We start from the raw sequence: 18,965 nt of genomic DNA, 5'->3' as shown, positions 1-18,965 counted from the left end.
GCCTCGCGGGAAACGTCTGGTGAACAAACCGTTCCCCGGACCTCTCCTTTTTGCGGGAAACTCACGACATGGATACGAACGGCGTCGACGGCGGCCACTTGCAAGCCTTCATCGAGCGAATCGAGAAGCTCGAGGAGGAGAAGCGCGCCATCGCCGACGACATCAAAGACGTTTACGCCGAGGCCAAGGGCACCGGCTTCGATCCAAAGATCATTCGCAAGGTCGTCTCCCTGCGTCGGCAGGACAAGAACAAGCGGCAGGAAGAAGAAGAGATTTTAGGGCTCTACCTCTCCGCGCTCGGCATGGACTGAGCCGTCCGATAAGCTACCGTTAACCATAAGGCCCTAACCCTAGCCATGCGCCCCCGCTGTCGCGGACGCGGCGCGCAGGCGAGGGAAAACAGTGCCGTCGGGAAGCTTGGGGAGCCGCGTCGCGCTGGCCGCGCTCTGCGCCGCATTGACGGCGCTCGCGGCGACGCCGGCTGCGGGCCAGGCCCTTCCCGGCCTCGGAACCAGCGCCAAGCAAACCGGTCGCGCCGCAAAGAAAGGCGCCGCGGCCTCGTCTGGCGCCGCTCTTCCAACCCTTTCGCCGTCTGTCCCGAAACCAGGCCAGGCCGCGGAGCCGCTCGGTCTCTCCATTCCCTCGGACCCCGCGCTGCTGATGCGCGGCGCGACGATGGACAATGGCGGCGTCTCGACCTCCGCCAATTACGGCCCGCCCGTCCGAAGGGAGAAGTTTCCGCGACCCTATCCGCCGCCGCGCGCGCCGTACCCCAGATTTTCGCCGAAGAATCCGCTCCCGGCGCTCGAGCCTTACAAGAGCTCCTACGTCGCCAAGCAGCAGTTGCGGCTGCGCGCGACCATGCCGCCGGGACAGGCCGCCCCGCCCCTTCCCCCGCCGCCGCCGACGGTCGCAGTAGAGCCGATCATCAAGACGAAGCCGAAGCCGAAGGTCGAACTCAATCCTTACGACCCCCTCGGCGTTCCGATCGGCTCAACGCTGTTTTTTCCCTACGCCCAGACCAGCACCGGCTATGACGACAACCCCAACCGCCTCGCGCCCAATTACAATCCGCGCGGCTCGATGTTCTTTCGCGGCGAAGGCGGGGTGAGGGTCAAGTCCAATTGGGCGCGCCACAGCCTCGAGGGCGAGCTTCGCGGCGGCTATTCGGAATATTTCAGCTATCCGGCGGCGAACCGTCCCGACGCGCAGGGCCAGATGGCGGCGCGCTACGACGTGACGCAGGACACCGCGCTCGATCTGCGCGGACGGCTCCAGCTCGAAACGCAGCGTCCGGGCGCGCCGGCGATCCAGGCGGGGCAATCGACGGTCTATGTCGTCAACCGCCCCGCCATTCTCGGCGTCGGCGCGCAGACGGGCGTGTCGCAGAAATTCGGCCGCATCGGCGTGGAGCTGCGCGGCACCTATGACCGCGTCTGGTATCAGGACGCGCAATATTCCAACGGCACGACGCTCAATCTCGCCGCGACGAGCTATAACGGCTTTGGCGGTCTGCTGCGCACGTCCTACGAGGTGACGCCGGACCTGAAGCCCTTCGTCGAGGCGACCTACGACACGCGCATCCACGACGCGCCGCGGGATTTCAACGGCTTCTATCGCGACAGCGTCGGCTACATCGCGCGCGGCGGCGCGCAGTTCAACGTCACAGACATGGTGACGGGCGAGGTCTCGGGCGGCTATGGCCGGCGCGATTACGCGGACGTGACGCTGGTTCCGCTGCGCGGCCCCGTCATCGACGCGGCGCTCATCTACACGCCGTCCGCTTTGACGACGATGACCCTGCGCGGTTCCACCACGCTGAACGAAACGACGCTCGCCAACGCCAGCGGCGTGCTGACGCGCGCGGTGAACGCCACTCTGTCGCACGATCTGATGCGAAATTTAAACGTCACCGTTACCGGGAGTTATTTCTTCAACAATTATCAAGGGGCCGACGTCGTCGAACGCGGCGGCTCGGTTGGCGTGGCGCTCGACTACAAGGTCACGCGGACGATCTCGCTGCGGGGCAGCTATCGTTTCGAGACGCTGGACACGACGTTTCCCAACGCCGACTACACGGCGAATGTCTATCTCGTGGGCTTGAGGTTCCAGCTTTGAAAGTGCGCGCAAGTCGAGGACTCAAAGGCGCGTCGCCATGTGGATGATGGTCCCCTTCATTCTCAACAGCCTTCTGAATTTCGTCGTCAGCCTGCTCGTCGCGAAATTTCTGGGCCCCGCGGAATATGGCCGCTTCGTGCTGGCGCTTTCCGTCGCCGTCGTCGTGCAGACGCTCGTCTTCGACTGGCTCCGACTCGCGGCGACGCGCTTTTATTCGGAGCGCGACCGTCTCGAACGCCCGCAAATCCGCGCGACGCTCGACGCCTCCTTTGCGGCGCTCGCCGCGCTCGTGATCCTCGTCGCCTTCCTGCTCTGGGCGCTGCGCCTCGACCTGCCGCTGAGCCGCGACCTTGCGGCGCTCGCGGTCGGCGTCTCCATCACCAACGCGCTTTTCGACACGGCGACCGCGCTCATTCGCGCCCGCTTCCACGACAGGGCCTATGGCGCGCTGGTGATCGCGAAAAACGTCCTCGCCTTCACGCTCACCGTGGGCGGCGCGTTTCTGTTTCGCTCGGCCAATGTCGCGCTCGTCGGCATGATGGTCTCCGTCGCCGGATGCCTCCTCGTCGCGCGCGGCGAGATCGTCGACCCGAACGCCGGCTTTCAAAACGCAGAGCGCGCGCTCGCCCGGCGCTTCCTCGCCTATGGCCTCCCCATCATCATCGCGGCGGTGCTTTATCAGAGCATTCCGCTGATCAACCGGACGCTGCTCTCGCAGCAGCATGGCTTCGCGGAGGTCGGCCAGCTTTCACTGGCCTTCGAGACAGGCATCCGCATCGTCGGCGCGATCGGCTCGGCCGTGGACGTCATCCTCTTCCAGATCGCCGTCCATACGGAAAAGACCGCCGGCGCCGACGCTGCGCGCGCGCAGATCTCGCGCAATCTCGGCGTGGTCTTCGCCGTCGTCACGCCCGCTGTCGCGGGCTGCTGGCTCATCCTGCCGAGCTTCGAGACGCTCTTCGTGCCCGAGAATTTCCGTGGCCCCTTCGCGCATTATTTCGCAATCATGACGCCTGCCCTGTTCGGTTTCGCCATGATGAATTACGGCGTCAACACCGCCTTCCAGCTCGCGCACAAACTCACCCCGCTCATCATCGCGGCGCTCGTCGCTCTGCTCGCCAACTCGCTCGCGGTGCTGCTGCTGCCGGCGACGGCGGATGCGACGCGCTTCGCCTATGCGCAGTCCATCTCCACCATGAGCGGCCTCGTCGCGCTCGTCGCCATGCTGTTCCTGCTGAAGCCCATGTGGCCGCGCGCGCGCGACATCCTCGGCGCAAGCGTCGCGGCGGGCGCCATGCTCATGATCGGCGCGCCAATGCGTCTGTGGGAGCCCTGCATTCTCACAATGCTCCTGCAGGTCGCGCTGGGCGTCGCAGTCTATGGCGCGATCGCCTACGCCTTCGACGTCGCGAGCGTTCGCAGCCTCGTGGGGCCGAAGATCATGGCGCGCCTGCGCCAGCCGCAATTGCAGTAAGACTCACAGCTCCAGCGCGCGGCGCGGATGGGACCGCCCGCGCGCAATGTCGACGAGCGCCATCAGATTGCCGCGCAGGCGCCCGAAACGATCGACATTGGGCTCGGGACGCGGCGACTTCACCGCGTTCGCGATCATGTTGCGCAGCGCGAGATTGAGCGCGAAGCGCGGCGTCACCGTGCCCTTGCGGACGAGATAAAGCGGATTTGCGATCTGCGAATAGCCGAGCCGCACTCCCGACGTGCGCCCCGACGTGACGCCGAGATGCACGCCGCAGAAATGGTTCGTCCGCACGACGCGCCCCAGACGCGCATATTGCGCGGAGAAATCCGTGTCCTCCAGCCAGGCGTAGAGCGGCAAATTTTCGTCGAAGCGCAAATGCGGGGCGGCCGCGAGACGGAAGGCCATGTTGCAGCCATAGGTCCCGGTTTCGTCCGTGACGTATGGCGTTTGAGGGATAAATGACGAGATGAACGCGTCCGCCTGCGCGAAGCTCAGCCCCTTGCGATTGATGCCGTCCGCAATGAGAAAACCGGAGGCGGCGACGATATCTGGATTGCCGGCGAACAAGCGCTCGACGCCTTCGACAAAGCCCGGCGCAGGAACATAGTCGTCATCGACAAAGACGATGATATCCGCTTCCCCGGCGACGAGATCGAGCGCGTGGTTTCGCTGGATCGGCAAACCGCGCCCCCTGGCGAGGTGAAAATCCGCAGCGGCTGGCGGCGTTGGCGCGTCTTCCGGCGCCGCGCCGATGACGAGGAGGCGGTCAGGCTGGCGCGACAGGCGCTCAATGCGCTGAAGGCAGGCGGCGACGGTTCCCGAGCGCCCGGTCGTGGCGATGGCGACGGCGATCTTCATCCGGCTTACAACAAGGCTTCCGCATGCGCCGCGAGGCTCGGCGCCTTGCGCCAGTCGGCGCGCACCTTCTCGTAAACAGCTGCGAGGGCGTCCAGATGACGATCGAGCGTCAGTGGATCGGCCCAGTAACGAGCATAAGCGGCGTCAGACATGCGGCGCGCGAGATCGTCATCCTTCAACCGCGCAATGGCGCCGGCGAGCGAGTGGGCGTCGGCGCATCTGAACCAGAAGCCCGTCTCGCCATCTACGACCGCCTCACGCCCCGCGCATATGTCGCTGACGATCACAGGCGTGCCGAGGGCGAGCGATTCATAGACGGTGAGCGGTTGGCCTTCGTACCAGACCGAGGGAAACACCAGCGCGCGCGCGGCGCGCAGCGCTTCGCGCACGCCGGCGGGGTCCTTCCACCCAAGAAACGTCGCCCGCGGGAATTCCCTTTCGAGCGCCGCTCGCTCCGGCCCGTCGCCGACGAAGACCGGCGTCACGCCGGCAAGCTCGGCGGCCTGTGCGAAATAACGCGGGCCCTTCTCGGCCGAGAGGCGGCCGACGAAGACGAAGTCGCCGGGCCTATGCTCGCCCTTGGGTCCATGGTCCGTCACGTCGATGGGATTGCCCACCTCGTAGAAGGCCGCATCCTTGGGCATATAAGGCGCGACCACCTCGCGCTGCAGCTTCGAGATCGTAATGAGATGGCGCGCCGTGTCGTAAAGCCCGCTGCCATAGCGCATCAGCGCGTGACGTCCGACGCGCATCAGCTTGCGGTGATAGCCGCGCGAGTCGCAATTATGCGCGATGCAGCCCCCCGACATCGCCGTGTAATCGCAATTGCGCGCCGCGCCATAATCGTAGAAGCCCCCATTGGGACAAGCGAGATAATATTCGTGCAGCGTATGCACGACAGGAAGACCCGCCTTTTTGAGCGCTCGCCCGATGGACGGCGAAAGCGCCTTCGCCCAGCCATGCACATGGACGATCGTTTCTGCGGGATCGCAGGCGGCGAGGAGCCTGGCGAGCCCCTGCTCCGCCGCGCCGTTCCAAAGCCATTGCGCCCCGAAACGCGCCAGCGACGAGGTCGACAGCACATCCGGTTGGTCCAGCAGCGTCACGGTCACGCCGGCTTCCGCCAAGCCCGGTTCGACGGGCCCGACCGCCGCGAAATAATCGACGCGATGGCCGCGCCGCGCAAAGCCTTTGGCGCTGTCGATCGCGACCTTGGCGAGGCCGCCATTGATATGGGCGTGATCGGTGACGACGACGATGCGCATCGTCACTTCGTCGCGATCACATAGGCGAAGCTCGACACGGCGCGCCATTGCCGCTCGCGCGCGATCTTCGTGAACGCCGCGTCGATCTGCTTGATCCCCGGAAATTTCCAGAAATAGCTGTAGCCCCAGAAGGGCAACACGACGACGTCCGAGAAGCCTGCGCGCTTCAGCATGGGAACGATCCTGTCCTCCTCGCTGAAGCAGTAGTCGTAATAAGCGGGGAATTTCGGATTGTCGCCGTCCTGCTTGCGGTCGGGAAAGACGGTTTCGAGCATCCAGCGCGAGATTTTTTCGGGGATGAGACGGTTCAGCACATAAGGCGGCGCGTAAAGCGTCGGAAAGAAGCTGAAGGCGATTCCGCCCGGCGCGAGCGTATGGGCGATGTTCTCCCACATGCGCGCAACGTCCGGCACATGCTCCATCACCATGCGGCTATAGGCGATGTCGTAGCGCTCGGCTCCAAGGATCGCGCTCGCGTCCTTGCCGGCGATGTCGCATTGGACGGTCGCGTAGCCTGCCGGCGCGAGCGAGAGCTCATGGGCGGAAATGTCGTTGAGGGTCACCTCGAAGCCGTGAGCCGCGACCTCGGGGGGCAGGAAAAGCGGATCACGCCCGCCGCCGATTTCGAGATGCCGCGTTAACCCTTTTTGCTGCGCGATCTCGACGATCGTGCGCTTGTAATTGTCCCAGGCCCAGTTGAAATCCGGATCATAATCGAGCCGCGCAACGATGTCGCGAATATCCAGCGGTTTACGCTCTGCGGCCTGGGCGAGGGAAATCGGTTGCGCGTTCATGGCCGGGCTTTCGTCACGAAAAAGGTGCTGTATCTTAAGGCGACGCAGTTACGCGATGATGAATCGGGCCCCTAACCCGAAAGGCAGGCAGGGCGATGAATTTCAGCGCCAGGGAGGACGATGCGGTCCGCGCGGCGCTCCGAAAGGCCGCCTTGGGCGATATCGACGCGCTCTATGCGGAATATGACGCCTCGCCCGCGGGCCTCGACGAAGCTGAGGTTGCGGCGCGTCTGCGGCGCTTCGGGCCGAACCGCGTGGCGCAGGACGCCGGCGCCGGCGTATTGCGCGAATTGGCGCGCCACGTTTTCAATCCGCTGAACGGCCTCCTTCTCACCCTCGCGGGCGCGTCCTTTGCGCTCAGCGACCGGCGCGCGGCCATCGTCATCTCGGCCATGGTCGTGCTCAGCGTGCTGCTCGCCTTCGTGCAGGAGCATCGCTCCAACGCCGCAGCCGCCAAATTGCGCGCCATGGTGCGCACGCACGCCTCGGTCCGCCGGCCCGACGCCCCCGCCGACGATCCCTTCGTCGAGACGTCGCTCGACCGGATCGTCCCCGGCGACATCATCCGCCTGACCGCCGGCGACATGGCGCCGGCCGATATTAGGCTGATCGCGACAAAGGACCTTTTCTTCAACGAGGCCGCCCTGACCGGCGAGTCCATGCCTGTCGAGAAATTCGCGCACCGTCTCGATCGGGCGGACGAGCCCCTGGAGGCGGCGAACCTCGCCTTCATGGGCTCCAACGTTGTCAGCGGCTATGGCGAAGCGCTGGTGCTCTTTACCGGCTCCCGCACCTTTTTCGGCGCCATCGCGGACAAGATCACGGAGGCCGACGACTCGACCGCCTTCGACGAAAGCGTGCGGCGCTTCACCTGGCTGATGATCAGCTTCATGGCGGTCATGGCGCCGCTGGTCTTCTTCATCAACGGCTATTTCAAGGGAGATTGGCTCGGCGCCTTTTTGTTCGCGATCTCGGTCGCCGTCGGTCTCACGCCGGAAATGCTGCCGATGATCGTCACGGTGAACCTCGCAAAGGGCGCCATGGCCATTTCGCGCGAGAAAGTCATCGTCAAGCGCCTCAACTCGATCCAGAATTTCGGCGCCATGGACGTGCTCTGCACCGACAAGACCGGCACGCTGACACAGGACCGCATCATTCTGAAACGCCACCTCGACATCTACGGCGCGGACTTTGATCGCGTGCTGGAGTTCGCCTATCTCAACAGCCATTTCCAGTCCGGCCTCAGGAACCTACTCGACATCGCCGTTCTCAAGCACGCCGAGATCGAGGAGAGACTGACGCCGCAGCACAGCTTCAAGAAGATCGACGAGATTCCCTTCGATTTCGGGCGCCGCCGACTGTCGGTGATCGTCGAAAGCGACGAGGGCGAGCGGCTGCTGATCTGCAAGGGCGCGGTCGAGGAAATCTTCGCCGCAGCCACCCGTTTCGAGACCGCCAGCGCCGCCGGCGTCCTCGACGCCTCGCATCTCGAAACGGCGAAGCAGGAAACCGCGGAACTCAATGCGGACGGCTTCCGCGTCATTGCGGTCGCCTATAAGCGCGTCGCGCGCGAACAGGCGGTCTATTCGCCCGCCGACGAAAATGAGCTGACGCTGCTGGGCTACATCGCCTTTCTGGATCCGCCCAAGGACAGCGCCGCCCAGGCCGTCGCGGATCTGCGAAATGCCGGAATCGCCGTGAAAATTCTGACGGGCGACAACGAGATCGTCACCCGGAAGGTCTGCCGCGACGTGGGGCTGGAAATCGAAGCGCTCGCGCTTGGGGCCGATATAGACGCAATGGACGACGCTGCGCTCGCGGCGCAAGTTTCGGCGATCACTGTCTTCGCAAAGCTGTCGCCGCCGCAGAAAGCGCGCGTCGTGGCGGCGTTGCGCAAGAACGGCCATGTCGTGGGCTATCTCGGCGACGGCATCAATGACGGCCCCGCCCTCAAGGCCGGCGATGTCGGCATTTCCGTCGACACGGCCGTCGACATTGCGCGCGAATCCGCCGACATCATCCTGCTCGAAAAGAGCCTCGCCGTGCTCAATGACGGCGTGATCGAAGGACGCAAGGTCTTCGCCAACATCTTGAAATATGTCCGCATGGGCGCGAGCTCGAATTTCGGAAACATGTTCAGCGTGCTCGGCGCGAGCGTTTTCCTCCCCTTCCTGCCGATGACGCCCATCCAGATTCTCACGAATAATCTTCTCTATGATTTCTCGCAGACCACGATCCCGACGGACAATGTCGACGAGGAGTTTCTGGCGAGCCCGCGCAAATGGGACATCGAGGGCATCGCGAAGTTCATGCTTTATGTCGGGCCTGTGAGCTCGATCTTCGACTACGCGACCTTCATCCTGATGGTGCTCTTCTTCAACGCCTGGGACAAGCCGTCGCTCTTTCAGACCGGCTGGTTTGTCGAGTCGCTTTTCACGCAGACGCTCATCATCCACATTATCCGCACGCGGAAAATTCCCTTCCTCGAAAGCCGGGCGAGCGGCCCCTTGTTGCTGACGACCATCATCGTTTGTCTGATCGGCGCGGCTCTGCCTTACTCGCCGCTCGCGCCGATCTTCGGCTTCACGCCCTTGCCGCTGAGCTATTGGCCGGCGCTCGCCTGCTTCCTCGTTGGCTACGCGATCCTCGCCCATCTCGCCAAGACGGCGTTTTTCGAACGCTTCGAAGATTGAGGAGCGCGAGCGCCACGATGACCGCCGACGTAAAAGCCGAGATCGTCGCCTTTCTCACCGAACGCCTCGGAGGCGCGCAAAGGGTCGACACGCATATTTCGACGGTTCTGCTCGGGCGCGATCGCGTCTTCAAGATCAAGCGGCCGGTGCGTCTGCCCTATCTCGACTTCTCGACGCGCGACCTGCGACTGCAAATGTGCGAGCGCGAAGTCGCGCTCAACCGACGCTTCGCGCCTGCCCTTTATCTCGGCATGCGGCGTGTCGCGCGGGAGGCGGATGGCAGGCTGGCGCTCGACGGCGGCGGCGACCTTGTCGAGGCCTTCGTGGAGATGCGCCGCTTTCCAGACGACGCGCTTTTCGAGCGCATGGCGCGCGAGGGCCGCCTGACCCGGGACATGACCGAGCGGCTCGCGCGTCGCGTCGCCGCGGCGCATGACGCGGCGGCCGCGGACACGGCGCGCGGCGGCGCGGCTTCGATGCGCGAGATCATCGACAGCATGGAGGCGAGCTTTCATGCGGCGACGCCCGCGCCCTTGTCCGAAATCGAAGCGCATCTCGACAATTTGCGCCGCGTGCTCGACGAGAAGGCGGCGCTCCTCGACGAAAGGCGCGCGCAAGGATGCGTGCGCGCCTGTCACGGCGATCTCAATCTGCGCAATGTCTGCCTGTTCGAGGGCGAGCCGACGCCCTTCGATTGCATCGAATTCTCAGACGATATTTCGACGATCGACGTTCTCTACGACATCGCCTTTCTGCTGATGGATCTGTGGCGCGTCGGCCTGAGCGATCTCGCAAATCTGATGCTCAACCGCTATCTCGACGCGCGCATCCAAAGCGAGGAGGAAGGGCTGCCGTTGCTGCCCTTTTTCATGGCGCTTCGCGCGACGATCCGCGCGCATGTCGAAGGCGCACAGGGACATGTCGAGGTTTCACGCGACTATTTCGAACTCTCCCGCGCGCTTCTCCTGCCGGCTGGACGCAACGTCGTCGCGATCGGTGGTTTTAGCGGCGCGGGAAAATCCAGCGTCGCCGCCGCGCTTGCGCCGCTTGTCGGGCCCGCGCCGGGTGCGCGCATCTTCAACAGCGACCGCATCCGCAAGCGTCTCTTCGGCGCCGCGCCGACGGACCGCCTGCCGCCGGAGGCGTATCGCAGCGAGGCCTCCGAAAAGGTCTATCGCAGCATGTTCGACGCGGCCGAGCGCGTCGCCCGAACGGGATGGCCCGTCATCGTCGACGCCGTTTTCGACCGCGCCCCGGATCGCGCGGCGATAGAGGCTGTTGCTTCTGCAGCCGGCGCGCCCTTCCTTGGCGCATGGCTCGATCTCGATCTTTCACAGAGGATCGCGCGCGTCGACAAGCGCACAAACGACGTCTCCGACGCCACGCGCGACGTGCTGCAGGCGCAGGCGGCGAAGGAGACCGGCGAGATCGACTGGATGCGGATCGACGCCGGTCGGAAGGCGCGAGAGATCGCAAGAGAAATCGTCGCGGCCTTGCCGCCGCCAAAAAGTTAACGGCCCGCTCCCCCTGAGGGAAGCGAGCCGTTTGCGGTTGTCACTGGGTCGCGAATTAACGCTTTCCTCGAACCGCATCAATGAAACCCGTCGCGGCGCGAGTTGTTTCACGCCACCGAAAAAATCTTTTCGGCAGGCTCAAGGCACAAGCACAGCGGCGCCCTGCAAGCGCCCTTCGCGCAGATCCCCCAGCGCCTCGTTGGCCTGTTCGAGCGGATAGGGCGTCGCATGCATCTTCAGCGGCAATGTCGGCGCGAGCGACAGGAATTCCCGCGCATCTTCGCGCGTGAGATTGGCGACGGACAAGAGCCGGCGCTCCTCCCACAGCAGCGCATAAGGAAAGCTCGGAATGTCGGTCATATGGATGCCGCCGCAAACGACCGCGCCGCCCTTCTTCACCGCCGCGAGCGCGCGCGGGACGAGCGCGCCGACCGGCGCGAAGATCAATGCGGCGTAGAGCTTCTCGGGCGCCGGCGCATTGGAATCCTGCGCGCTCGCGGCTCCCAGGGACAAGGCGAATTCGGCGGCGGCCGTATCGCCCGGCCGCACGAAGGCGTGCACGCGCTTGCCTTGCAGGATCGCGACCTGCGCGATGATATGCGCGGCGGCGCCGAAGCCGTAAACGCCGATCACATTCGCGGGCCCGGCCATCTTCAGCGTGCGCCAGCCGATGAGCCCGGCGCAGAGCAGCGGCGCCAGGGTCGCGGCGTCGCCCTCCTCCGGCAGCACGAAACTATAGGAGGCGTCGGCGATCGCATGCGTGGCGTAGCCGCCGTCGCGCGTATAGCCGGTGAAGAGAGGGTCGTCGCAGAGGTTTTCCCGCGCGCTCGCGCAATAAGGGCAATGGCCACAGGTATGGCCGAGCCACGGCACGCCGACCCGGCGCCCGGCGGCGAAGCCAGTCACCCCCGGACCCACGACTTCCACGCGGCCGACGATTTCGTGTCCCGGAACGATGGGGAGCCTGGGCCGCGTGAGTTCGCCATCGACCACGTGCAGATCGGTGCGGCAGACGCCGCAGGCCTCGACGCGCAGGCGCAGCTCGCCGGGGCCGGGAATGGGGAGCGGACGTTCTTCCATCACGAGCGGCGTGTTGGGCGCCCGCAGGACCATGGCCTTCATCATGGCTGTCATCTCAGGCGCACCCTAATCCATCGCAAACCGCTTGCTCAGATAGATCCGCCGCCCGCCGATCGGGAAATCCGCGATCTCGCCGAAGCGCGCATATCCGAGACGCTGGTAGAAGACCGCCACGCGCGGATCGAATGTGTCGATATAGGCCCCGACGGCGCCGCGGGCGCGGGCGGCGTTTTCGGCCTCCTCCATGAGCCGGCGGGCGAGGCCGCCCCCGCGCGCCTCCTCGGAAACCCACAAATGCCTTATATAAAGCCAGCGCCAATGAACGACGCCGTTGAGCCCGCCTATCAGCGCGCCGTCTTCGTCCCGCGCCGTGATCCCCATCGGCGCCTCGTCGCGGGGGCCGAAGCGCGCAGCGATCTCGCCGCCGAGAAGCGCGGCGACTTCCGGCGACTCCGCGGCCTCGAACGCGAGCTTCTCAATTGGGGTCTTTCTGCTAAACATCGCGCCCGTGAAACCAAGCCTCGCCTTTCTGCTATTCTGCGCAAGCCTCGCGGCCGCCGCAACGGCGCGCGCGCAGGAGGATTGCGGTCCGGCGACGATCGCGCCGCAGGCAGGCGCGACAGGCGCGCGGGTGCATGATTACACACCTGTTTTCGAAGCCTGTGCGAAGGACGGCGAAACGCGCCTCGCCACGCGCCGCATGAACGTCGACGGCGAGAAGCTGCTGCTGACGGTCGATCCGCAGACCCTGAAAACCTCGCTGGAGCGCGCCTCCTGCTGGCGCTGCGCGCAGACCACGGAGGAGGAGCAGGCGAAGACGCGCTTCATGCAGGCGGTGCGTCCGTCCGCCGATCCCGACCGTCCGCCGGCGCTCGTCAATGCCGGGCTCATCCACGGCAAGGGCGCCGGGGCCTACATCACCGGCGATCTCTGCCCAAGCCAGAAGCCGCTCGACCGCGCCTTCATCGAGGAGGTCGCCGCTCAGGGGCCAGGCACGCCGCTGACCCTCGCCGTCTCCGGCGCCTGGATCGCGCATCATGGAGAAGACTTCGCCTGGCTACAGGAGAAGGTCCGCTCCGGCGCGCTGGACATCACCTGGGCGGACCACTCCTATTCCCACCCTTACGTCGTGGGGCTGAAGGACGCGCAGAACTATCTCCTGCGCCCCGGCGTCGATCTCGACCGCGAGATTTTCGAGACCGAGAAAATCCTCGTCGCCCATGGCGAAACGCCGTCCGTCTTCTTCCGCTTCCCCGGCCTCGTCTCGGACGGGGTGCTGCTGGAGAAGCTGAAGGAGCGGAGATTTGCGACGTTCCGCCTCGCTCGCCCGAAATGGCGCCCGCGCCGGCGACGGCGCGCCATAAGAAGGGTTTGCGGGATGCTCGGCGCCATCGCCAAGAAGATTTTCGGCACGGCCAACGACCGCCGCCTCAAGACCTACGCGCCGAAAGTCAAAGCGATCAACGCGCTGGAGCCGCAGCTCGCGGCGCTGACGGACGAAGAGCTGCAGGCCCGCACGGCCATGTTCCGCGAGCAGCTCGCGAACGGCAAGACGCTCGACGACCTTCTCGTCCCCGCTTTCGCCACCGTTCGCGAGGCCGCCAAGCGCACGCTCGGCCAGCGCCATTTCGACGTTCAGCTCATCGGCGGCATGGTGCTGCATGAGGGCGCCATCGCCGAAATGCGCACCGGCGAAGGCAAGACGCTGGTCGCGACGCTCGCCGTCTATCTCAACGCGCTCGCCGGCAAGGGCGTGCATGTCGTCACGGTGAACGACTATCTCGCCAAGCGCGACGCCGACTGGATGGGCCAGGTCTACCGCTTCCTCGGAATGAGCGTCGGCGTCATGATCCACGACCTGCCGGACGAGGACCGCGCCGCCGCCTACGCCCGCCGACATCACCTACGGCACCAACAACGAATTCGGCTTCGACTATCTGCGCGACAATATGAAATACGAGTTCGCGCAGATGGTGCAGCGCGGCACATGCCTACGCGATCGTCGACGAGGTCGACTCGATCCTCATCGACGAAGGCGCGCACGCCGCTCATCATCTCCGGTCCGCTCGACGACAAGTCCGATCTCTACAACACGATCGACGAGATGATGAAGATCGAGCGCGGAGGACTTCGATCTCGACGAGAAGCAGCGCTCGATCTCCTTCACCGACGCCGGCAACGAGCATATGGAAGAGCTGCTGATCGAGGCCGCCGGTCTTCTCAAGGGCACGCTCTACGACATCGACAACGTCACGATCGTCCACCACATCAACGCAGGCGCTGCGCGCCACAAGCTGTTCCAGCGCGACAAGGACTATATCGTCCAAGGGCGAGGTCGTCATCATCGACGAGTTCACCGGCCGCATGATGCCGGGTCGTCGCTATTCCGAAGGCCTGCATCAGGCGCTCGAAGCCAAAGAGCGCGTGCAGGTCCAGCCCGAGAACCAGACGCTGGCCTCGATCACCTTCCAGAACTACTTCCGCCTCTACGACAAGCTCGCCGGCATGACCGGCACGGCGGCGACCGAAGCCAACGAATTCGCCGAGATCTACAAGCTCGACGTCCTCGAAATCCCGACGAACCGCCCGGTTCAGCGCCGCGACGACGACGACGAAGTCTATCGCACGGCGAAGGAAAAGCTCGGCGCGATCCTCGAGGAGATCAAGGACGCCAATTCGCGCATGCAGCCCTTGCTCGTCGGCACGACGTCGATCGAGAAGTCGAACAGCTCTCTGAGCTTCTGAAAGACAAGAAGTACATCAAAGAGCTACAAGATGATCGACTTCGCCGACGGCAAGGGATTGTCCGAGCTCTACAAGGCGGCGCGCTCGGGCGAGCCGTCCAAGATGTTCGCCGTTCTGAACGCGCGCTTCCACGAGCAGGAAGCCTATATCGTCGCGGAAGCCGGCGTGCCGGGCGCGATCACCATCGCCACCAACATGGCCGGCCGCGGCACCGACATTCAGCTCGGCGGCAATGTCGAGATGCGCGTCGCGCAGGAATGCGCTGGCCTCGAAGGCGACGCGCGCGCCGCCATTTCCATGAAGCGCGCCGAGCTTGTCGCCGACGTCGCTCAAATGAAGAAAAAGGCGCTGGCCGCCGGCGGTCTCTACATCATGGGCACCGAGCGCCATGAAGCCGCCGCATCGACAATCAGTTGCGCGGCCGTTCCGGCCGCCAGGGCGATCCGGGCCGCTCGAAGTTCTTCCTGTCGCTGCAGGACGATCTGATGCGCATCTTCGGCTCCGAGCGCATGGACGGCATGCTCGTGAAGCTCGGCCTGCAGGAAGGCGAGGCGATCGTCCATCCCTGGATCAACAAGGCGATCGAGAAGGCGCAGCAGAAGGTCGAGCGCGCAATTTCGACATCCGCAAGAACATCCTGAAGTTCGACGACGTGATGAACGACCAGCGCAAGGTGATCTTCGAGCGCCGGCGCGAGATCATGACGGAGGAGAGCGTGGAGGAGCAGGTCTCCGACATGCGCGCGGAGGTCGTGGAAAATCTCGTCTCCGTGCACATTCCCCACGACGCCTATGCCGAGGCGTGGGACGTCGAAGGCCTGGCGGAAGACGTCCGCACCAAGCTCAATCTCGACGAGCCCGTCGCCGACTGGGCGAAGGAAGAAGGCATCGCCGACGAAGAGCTCAAGGAGCGTCTGCTCGAGGCCGCCGACAAGGCCTATGAGGAGCGCGTCGAGAAGAACAGCGCGCCGCTGATGCGCATGATCGAGAAGCAGATCGTGCTGCAGGCGCTCGATACGCTCTGGCGCGAGCATCTCGTCGCGCTCGACCATCTGCGTCAGGTCATCGGCTGGCGCGGCATGGCGCAGCGCGATCCGCTCAACGAATACAAGTCAGAAGCGCTGGAGCTCTTCCGCACCCTGATGAGCCGCTGGGACGAGGCCGTGACGGCGCAGCTCATGCGTGTCGAGGTGAGCTTCGAGGCGCCGCCCTCCGCCCCGCCGGAGCTGCCGCCGATGGAAATGTCTCATCCCAATCCCGTTCCGCTCTCGGGCGGCGTGAGCGCCGAAGTGACCGCGCTCGAGGATTTGAACGCGCGCCTCTCGGCCGAAGACTTCTCGCCGCAAGCGCTCGCGCCCGCGCCGGTCCGCGACCCGGCGGACCCCGATAGCTGGGGCAAGGTCGGCCGCAACGAGCCATGCCCCTGCGGTTCGGGCAAGAAATACAAGCACTGTCACGGACAGCTGGTGTAAGCCAATCAATAAAGGGCCTGCTGATTTGCAGGCCCTTTCTTTTTGGATAGCCGCCAGGAATCGATGCGCGTCTAACCGCAATTATTATTTCGACGCCGCGACGAGCATCAAACCGCTCACCGAAAAGGCTCCCAGGTCGGTTGCTTTCTGTCTTTTTTTGGTAAAGACTAGTTTGGTTAATGTCATGAAGAAGCCGCCGAACAGGGCCTGACCTGGGGAGGATAGAATGTATCTATCTTTGCCGCGCTTTTGGAACGCTGATTGGACAAGCCTGGTTGCCCAATGCGTTACCATGGGATTTGTCGTCACAACTTTTATCGCGCTGCTTTCGCAATCAATGGGCTATCCTTTGCTTACGCCAGAGGCTGAGCTGGCAGCCGTCTCTGACAACGCCCCGCCAAACCTCGTGGCTCTGAAGGATTCACCCTTGTCCGTAATCGGGGTTCGTCAACGGGGACTGCTAAACCCGAATGGTCAACGCCAGGCCGCTACCGCCGACATTGCTTCGCATCTGATGCAAGCCCGGTCTTACGAAGACGCTCCTCAATAGCGGGATCCTGCTGTCGGCGCTCGTCAACGCCCGGCTTGAGCTCGGCGCCCATCCGGGGGAAGACTCGGCGAGCGCCCAAGCATCGGTCGCACAGACCTATCGACGTCCCCCTTAGCAGGGTAGGTTTAGCCTGCCTGTCAATTCGAATTTCCGGGGGGCGCTATGAAACGCGTGAAGTCATCTCGTCAGCTTTGTTGTTCTCTGTTGCTGGGTTCGGCCTTTTCCATGGCCTGCGTTGCAGGCGCAAGCGCAGCCGTCCAGACTTTTCTCAAATTTCCCGGCGTCACCGGCGATTCTGTGGTGAAGGGTCATGAAGGCGATGTGGAATTCGACGACATGTCCGCAAATGCGTCGAGGATCCTGAGCAACCCCGAGGCCGGCCGCGGCGCCGGCGCGGGAAAGGTTGTATGCGGTCAAATTACAATGAGCAAAAGGGTCGACACGAGTAGCCCTCAGTTTCTTGGATTGCTCTTTAGTGGGCAAACCACCACGGGTCCGGCCAAGATTACGGTCGAGAAGAAAGGGGAAACACCGGTTGAGTATTACAAGATTGAATTGGGTCAAGTTTCAATCTTGAGCATTGCACAGTCCGTCGCGGACGGCGACGAGAACGTGAAAGAGACCATTATTCTGAAAGCAAATCAGTACCGTTATACCTATACGCCTCAGACAGATAAGGGCATCCCCGGCAAGCCGGTGGTTTTTGGATGGGACTGCGTGACGAACAAGCCATTCTAGGGCTGCGCGTCAAATGCGGGCCACGCATCGAGCGTGCGCCCGCACGGCGCCCATTGAGCCACACGACATAGCGTCAGTTCGACAGAAAAGACTTCTTTTTCACGCGGCCGGCAGCGCCCATTTCCCACGAGCGTCTCTGGCAATTCGCCTCGTGCAATGCGATCTTTCGACAACCGATAGTATATAATTACGATGGCTGCGCGGCAGGACGATCATGAGCCCTTCTCTAATATGCCTCATCGCTTTTCTGTGCATCTTTGGATCAGCGCTCGCTGGCATCGTCGTCAAGGACAGAATCCCCGAGCATCATTTGAGCGGCGAGTCCAAGACCATCATCGAAGCTGCGAGGAGCGTTGTCATTGGTCTTGCGGCTCTGACCCTCGGACTCCTCATCGCGACGGCCAAAACCTCCTTCGACACCAAAGAATCGGAGCTGAAGGAGAGCGCCGCGAGGTTGATCGCGCTCAATCGCTTGCTTCTCAAGGACGGAAGCCTGTCCGAGAAGGCTCGGGCGTCGCTTCGGCAGGTGGCGTCGAACTCGGTCGCCATCATTGAAAAAATCGGAAAAGAGGGGATGAACCATAAAGCCGTAACCGGCGAAGGCGTCGATAATTTCGTGTCGGCGTTGATGGAACTGCCGGAGCAGAATGCAAATCAGACCTGGATCAAGACGACAGCGCTCTCTCTCGGGAACGAGATCGCCCTCTCACGGTGGAAAATCTATCAAAGCTCGGCCAGCACAGTGTCTCCCCTGTTCCTGTCCGTCCTGATTTTCTGGCTGATGACGATATTTTTCAGTCTCGGTCTGATCGCTCCTTTGAACTTGATCGTGATCAGCGCGCTCTTTACAGCAGCGCTTTCAATGACGGGCGCCATCCTCCTTACGCTTGAAATGGATCAACCCTATGGGGGGCTGATTCAGCTTTCGACAGAACCGCTAAGAATGGCCCTGCAGCAATTCCGCTAAGAGCGCGCCTGCATAACTCCTTGCTTTGAAACCTTTGGTCGGATCACAAAATGATCGTGCCGATTTTTTCCTACGGAGAAGATCCGATCTGGCTGAAGCTCCTCATATCCGGTATTTGCCTGTATCTGCTTGGCCGTTCCATGTCTGGCGCGCGCTTTGAGAGGGTGGGCCGGATCTTCCGCCTCCTCGGCGTCGCCGCGGCAATTCTGTCCGGGCTCACCCTTCTTCACGCCATCGCCTCGACATAACGCCAATTGGAGCAGGCGCTTCGCAACGGGCCCTGATTTCTCTTGGGGAAGCTGAGGGTCGAAGGCTTGACAATACTGCGACCAGTCGTCGCAGGACGGGCCTTTCTGGCCCGGCGGGGTTGATTGTTACCCCTCGGCGCTGTCTTTAAAGACTTTCGCTCACTCCTTGAGCGTTCTCCCCCGACTTGGACCGCTGTCATACAGCGGTCCCTTTTTCTTCCGCCCGAAAAAGCGGTGGGGAATCACGTCATGCGTGGCTGCACGGCAGGTCGTGTTGCGAGAAGGTCGTCGACACCGTTCGCTTGTGGGACAGTTCCCGCCCCGCATCGCCGGCCACCAGAAATTCACGCTCGACCTCGATAGAAATCGTTTCCTCGCGAGAACCCAAGCAGACCGTTAGCGCGCCAGCATAACGCAGGCCGCCTGCCTGAATAGCGCCCATTTTGA

The 18,965-nt window shown here is 63.5% G+C and carries 14 protein-coding genes and 1 pseudogene; 9 read left to right on the top strand and 6 right to left on the bottom strand.

What is annotated here, in order from left to right:
• Positions 1 to 68: 68 nt before the first annotated feature.
• From ACPFMJ_RS17995 to ACPFMJ_RS17985, 3 genes are all read left to right on the top strand, one after another.
• Positions 69 to 311: a DUF2312 domain-containing protein gene (locus ACPFMJ_RS17995; RefSeq protein ID WP_424361276.1), complete on the top strand. Its 243-nt coding sequence runs from the start codon at positions 69 to 71 to the stop codon at positions 309 to 311.
• 91 nt (positions 312 to 402) lie between these two features.
• On the top strand, positions 403 to 2,118 hold the full coding sequence (locus ACPFMJ_RS17990; RefSeq protein WP_424361275.1) for an outer membrane beta-barrel protein: 1,716 nt from the start codon (positions 403 to 405) through the stop codon (positions 2,116 to 2,118).
• A gap of 37 nt (positions 2,119 to 2,155) precedes the next feature.
• The gene (locus tag ACPFMJ_RS17985; RefSeq protein ID WP_424361274.1) at positions 2,156 to 3,592 is read left to right on the top strand and encodes a lipopolysaccharide biosynthesis protein; all 1,437 of its coding nucleotides are present in this window, start codon (positions 2,156 to 2,158) and stop codon (positions 3,590 to 3,592) included.
• Between the two features lie 3 nt (positions 3,593 to 3,595).
• Here the strand turns inward: ACPFMJ_RS17985 and ACPFMJ_RS17980 are convergent, their stop codons facing one another.
• Genes ACPFMJ_RS17980 through ACPFMJ_RS17970 form a run of 3 tightly spaced genes read right to left on the bottom strand, consistent with a single transcriptional unit; the run spans position 3,596 to position 6,512 of the window.
• Positions 3,596 to 4,453 (bottom strand): glycosyltransferase family 2 protein, encoded by an 858-nt coding sequence (locus tag ACPFMJ_RS17980; protein WP_424361273.1) that lies wholly within the window; start codon positions 4,451 to 4,453, stop codon positions 3,596 to 3,598.
• A gap of 5 nt (positions 4,454 to 4,458) precedes the next feature.
• Positions 4,459 to 5,718: a glycosyltransferase family 4 protein gene (locus tag ACPFMJ_RS17975; protein ID WP_424363910.1), complete on the bottom strand. Its 1,260-nt coding sequence runs from the start codon at positions 5,716 to 5,718 to the stop codon at positions 4,459 to 4,461.
• Between the two features lie 2 nt (positions 5,719 to 5,720).
• Positions 5,721 to 6,512 (bottom strand): class I SAM-dependent methyltransferase, encoded by a 792-nt coding sequence (locus ACPFMJ_RS17970; RefSeq protein ID WP_424361272.1) that lies wholly within the window; start codon positions 6,510 to 6,512, stop codon positions 5,721 to 5,723.
• Positions 6,513 to 6,607: 95 nt separating this feature from the next.
• On the opposite strand from ACPFMJ_RS17970, the gene mgtA reads away from it, so the two are divergent.
• Positions 6,608 to 9,205, top strand: coding sequence for a magnesium-translocating P-type ATPase (gene mgtA / locus ACPFMJ_RS17965; protein ID WP_424361271.1), 2,598 nt, complete (start codon positions 6,608 to 6,610; stop codon positions 9,203 to 9,205).
• Between the two features lie 17 nt (positions 9,206 to 9,222).
• Positions 9,223 to 10,719, top strand: a complete 1,497-nt coding sequence (locus ACPFMJ_RS17960; RefSeq protein WP_424361270.1) for an AAA family ATPase — start codon at positions 9,223 to 9,225, stop codon at positions 10,717 to 10,719.
• Between the two features lie 138 nt (positions 10,720 to 10,857).
• On the opposite strand, the gene ACPFMJ_RS17955 is transcribed toward ACPFMJ_RS17960, so the two are convergent.
• Positions 10,858 to 11,841, bottom strand: coding sequence for a zinc-dependent alcohol dehydrogenase family protein (locus tag ACPFMJ_RS17955; protein WP_424363909.1), 984 nt, complete (start codon positions 11,839 to 11,841; stop codon positions 10,858 to 10,860).
• 24 nt (positions 11,842 to 11,865) lie between these two features.
• Positions 11,866 to 12,300 (bottom strand): GNAT family N-acetyltransferase, encoded by a 435-nt coding sequence (locus ACPFMJ_RS17950; protein WP_424361269.1) that lies wholly within the window; start codon positions 12,298 to 12,300, stop codon positions 11,866 to 11,868.
• A gap of 877 nt (positions 12,301 to 13,177) precedes the next feature.
• Between ACPFMJ_RS17950 and secA the strand changes: the two are divergent.
• The 4 genes and pseudogenes from secA (at position 13,178) to ACPFMJ_RS17930 (ending at position 18,518) form a co-directional block, all read left to right on the top strand.
• Positions 13,178 to 16,015 (top strand): annotated as a pseudogene (gene secA, locus ACPFMJ_RS17945) (preprotein translocase subunit SecA).
• A 712-nt stretch (positions 16,016 to 16,727) separates the two neighbouring features.
• Positions 16,728 to 17,303 (top strand): Hcp family type VI secretion system effector, encoded by a 576-nt coding sequence (locus tag ACPFMJ_RS17940; RefSeq protein ID WP_424361268.1) that lies wholly within the window; start codon positions 16,728 to 16,730, stop codon positions 17,301 to 17,303.
• A 214-nt stretch (positions 17,304 to 17,517) separates the two neighbouring features.
• Positions 17,518 to 18,270: a hypothetical protein gene (locus tag ACPFMJ_RS17935; RefSeq protein ID WP_424361267.1), complete on the top strand. Its 753-nt coding sequence runs from the start codon at positions 17,518 to 17,520 to the stop codon at positions 18,268 to 18,270.
• 50 nt (positions 18,271 to 18,320) lie between these two features.
• Complete coding sequence (locus ACPFMJ_RS17930; RefSeq protein WP_424361266.1) at positions 18,321 to 18,518, top strand: hypothetical protein; 198 nt, start codon at positions 18,321 to 18,323, stop codon at positions 18,516 to 18,518.
• Between the two features lie 247 nt (positions 18,519 to 18,765).
• Here the strand turns inward: ACPFMJ_RS17930 and ACPFMJ_RS17925 are convergent, their stop codons facing one another.
• On the bottom strand, positions 18,766 to 18,960 hold the full coding sequence (locus ACPFMJ_RS17925; RefSeq protein WP_424361265.1) for a hypothetical protein: 195 nt from the start codon (positions 18,958 to 18,960) through the stop codon (positions 18,766 to 18,768).
• Positions 18,961 to 18,965 lie beyond the last annotated feature (5 nt).

The sequence above is a fragment of the Methylocystis parvus genome, from assembly GCF_049675845.1.
Lineage (GTDB): Bacteria > Pseudomonadota > Alphaproteobacteria > Rhizobiales > Beijerinckiaceae > Methylocystis > Methylocystis parvus_A.
This window is presented reverse-complemented; position numbering and strand designations above follow the sequence as displayed.

Excerpts from the sequence above, each read along its gene's own strand:
- ACPFMJ_RS17940 (WP_424361268.1), top strand. The coding sequence starts at position 16,728 with ATGAAACGCGTGAAGTCATCTCGTCAGCTTTGTTGTTCTCTGTTGCTG.
- ACPFMJ_RS17995 (WP_424361276.1), top strand. The coding sequence starts at position 69 with ATGGATACGAACGGCGTCGACGGCGGCCACTTGCAAGCCTTCATCGAG.
- ACPFMJ_RS17955 (WP_424363909.1), bottom strand. The coding sequence starts at position 11,841 with ATGAAGGCCATGGTCCTGCGGGCGCCCAACACGCCGCTCGTGATGGAA.
- ACPFMJ_RS17935 (WP_424361267.1), top strand. The coding sequence starts at position 17,518 with ATGAGCCCTTCTCTAATATGCCTCATCGCTTTTCTGTGCATCTTTGGA.
- ACPFMJ_RS17950 (WP_424361269.1), bottom strand. The coding sequence starts at position 12,300 with ATGTTTAGCAGAAAGACCCCAATTGAGAAGCTCGCGTTCGAGGCCGCG.
- ACPFMJ_RS17975 (WP_424363910.1), bottom strand. The coding sequence starts at position 5,718 with ATGCGCATCGTCGTCGTCACCGATCACGCCCATATCAATGGCGGCCTC.
- ACPFMJ_RS17960 (WP_424361270.1), top strand. The coding sequence starts at position 9,223 with ATGACCGCCGACGTAAAAGCCGAGATCGTCGCCTTTCTCACCGAACGC.
- ACPFMJ_RS17970 (WP_424361272.1), bottom strand. The coding sequence starts at position 6,512 with ATGAACGCGCAACCGATTTCCCTCGCCCAGGCCGCAGAGCGTAAACCG.
- ACPFMJ_RS17980 (WP_424361273.1), bottom strand. The coding sequence starts at position 4,453 with ATGAAGATCGCCGTCGCCATCGCCACGACCGGGCGCTCGGGAACCGTC.
- mgtA (WP_424361271.1), top strand. The coding sequence starts at position 6,608 with ATGAATTTCAGCGCCAGGGAGGACGATGCGGTCCGCGCGGCGCTCCGA.
- ACPFMJ_RS17985 (WP_424361274.1), top strand. The coding sequence starts at position 2,156 with ATGTGGATGATGGTCCCCTTCATTCTCAACAGCCTTCTGAATTTCGTC.
- ACPFMJ_RS17930 (WP_424361266.1), top strand. The coding sequence starts at position 18,321 with ATGATCGTGCCGATTTTTTCCTACGGAGAAGATCCGATCTGGCTGAAG.
- ACPFMJ_RS17925 (WP_424361265.1), bottom strand. The coding sequence starts at position 18,960 with ATGGGCGCTATTCAGGCAGGCGGCCTGCGTTATGCTGGCGCGCTAACG.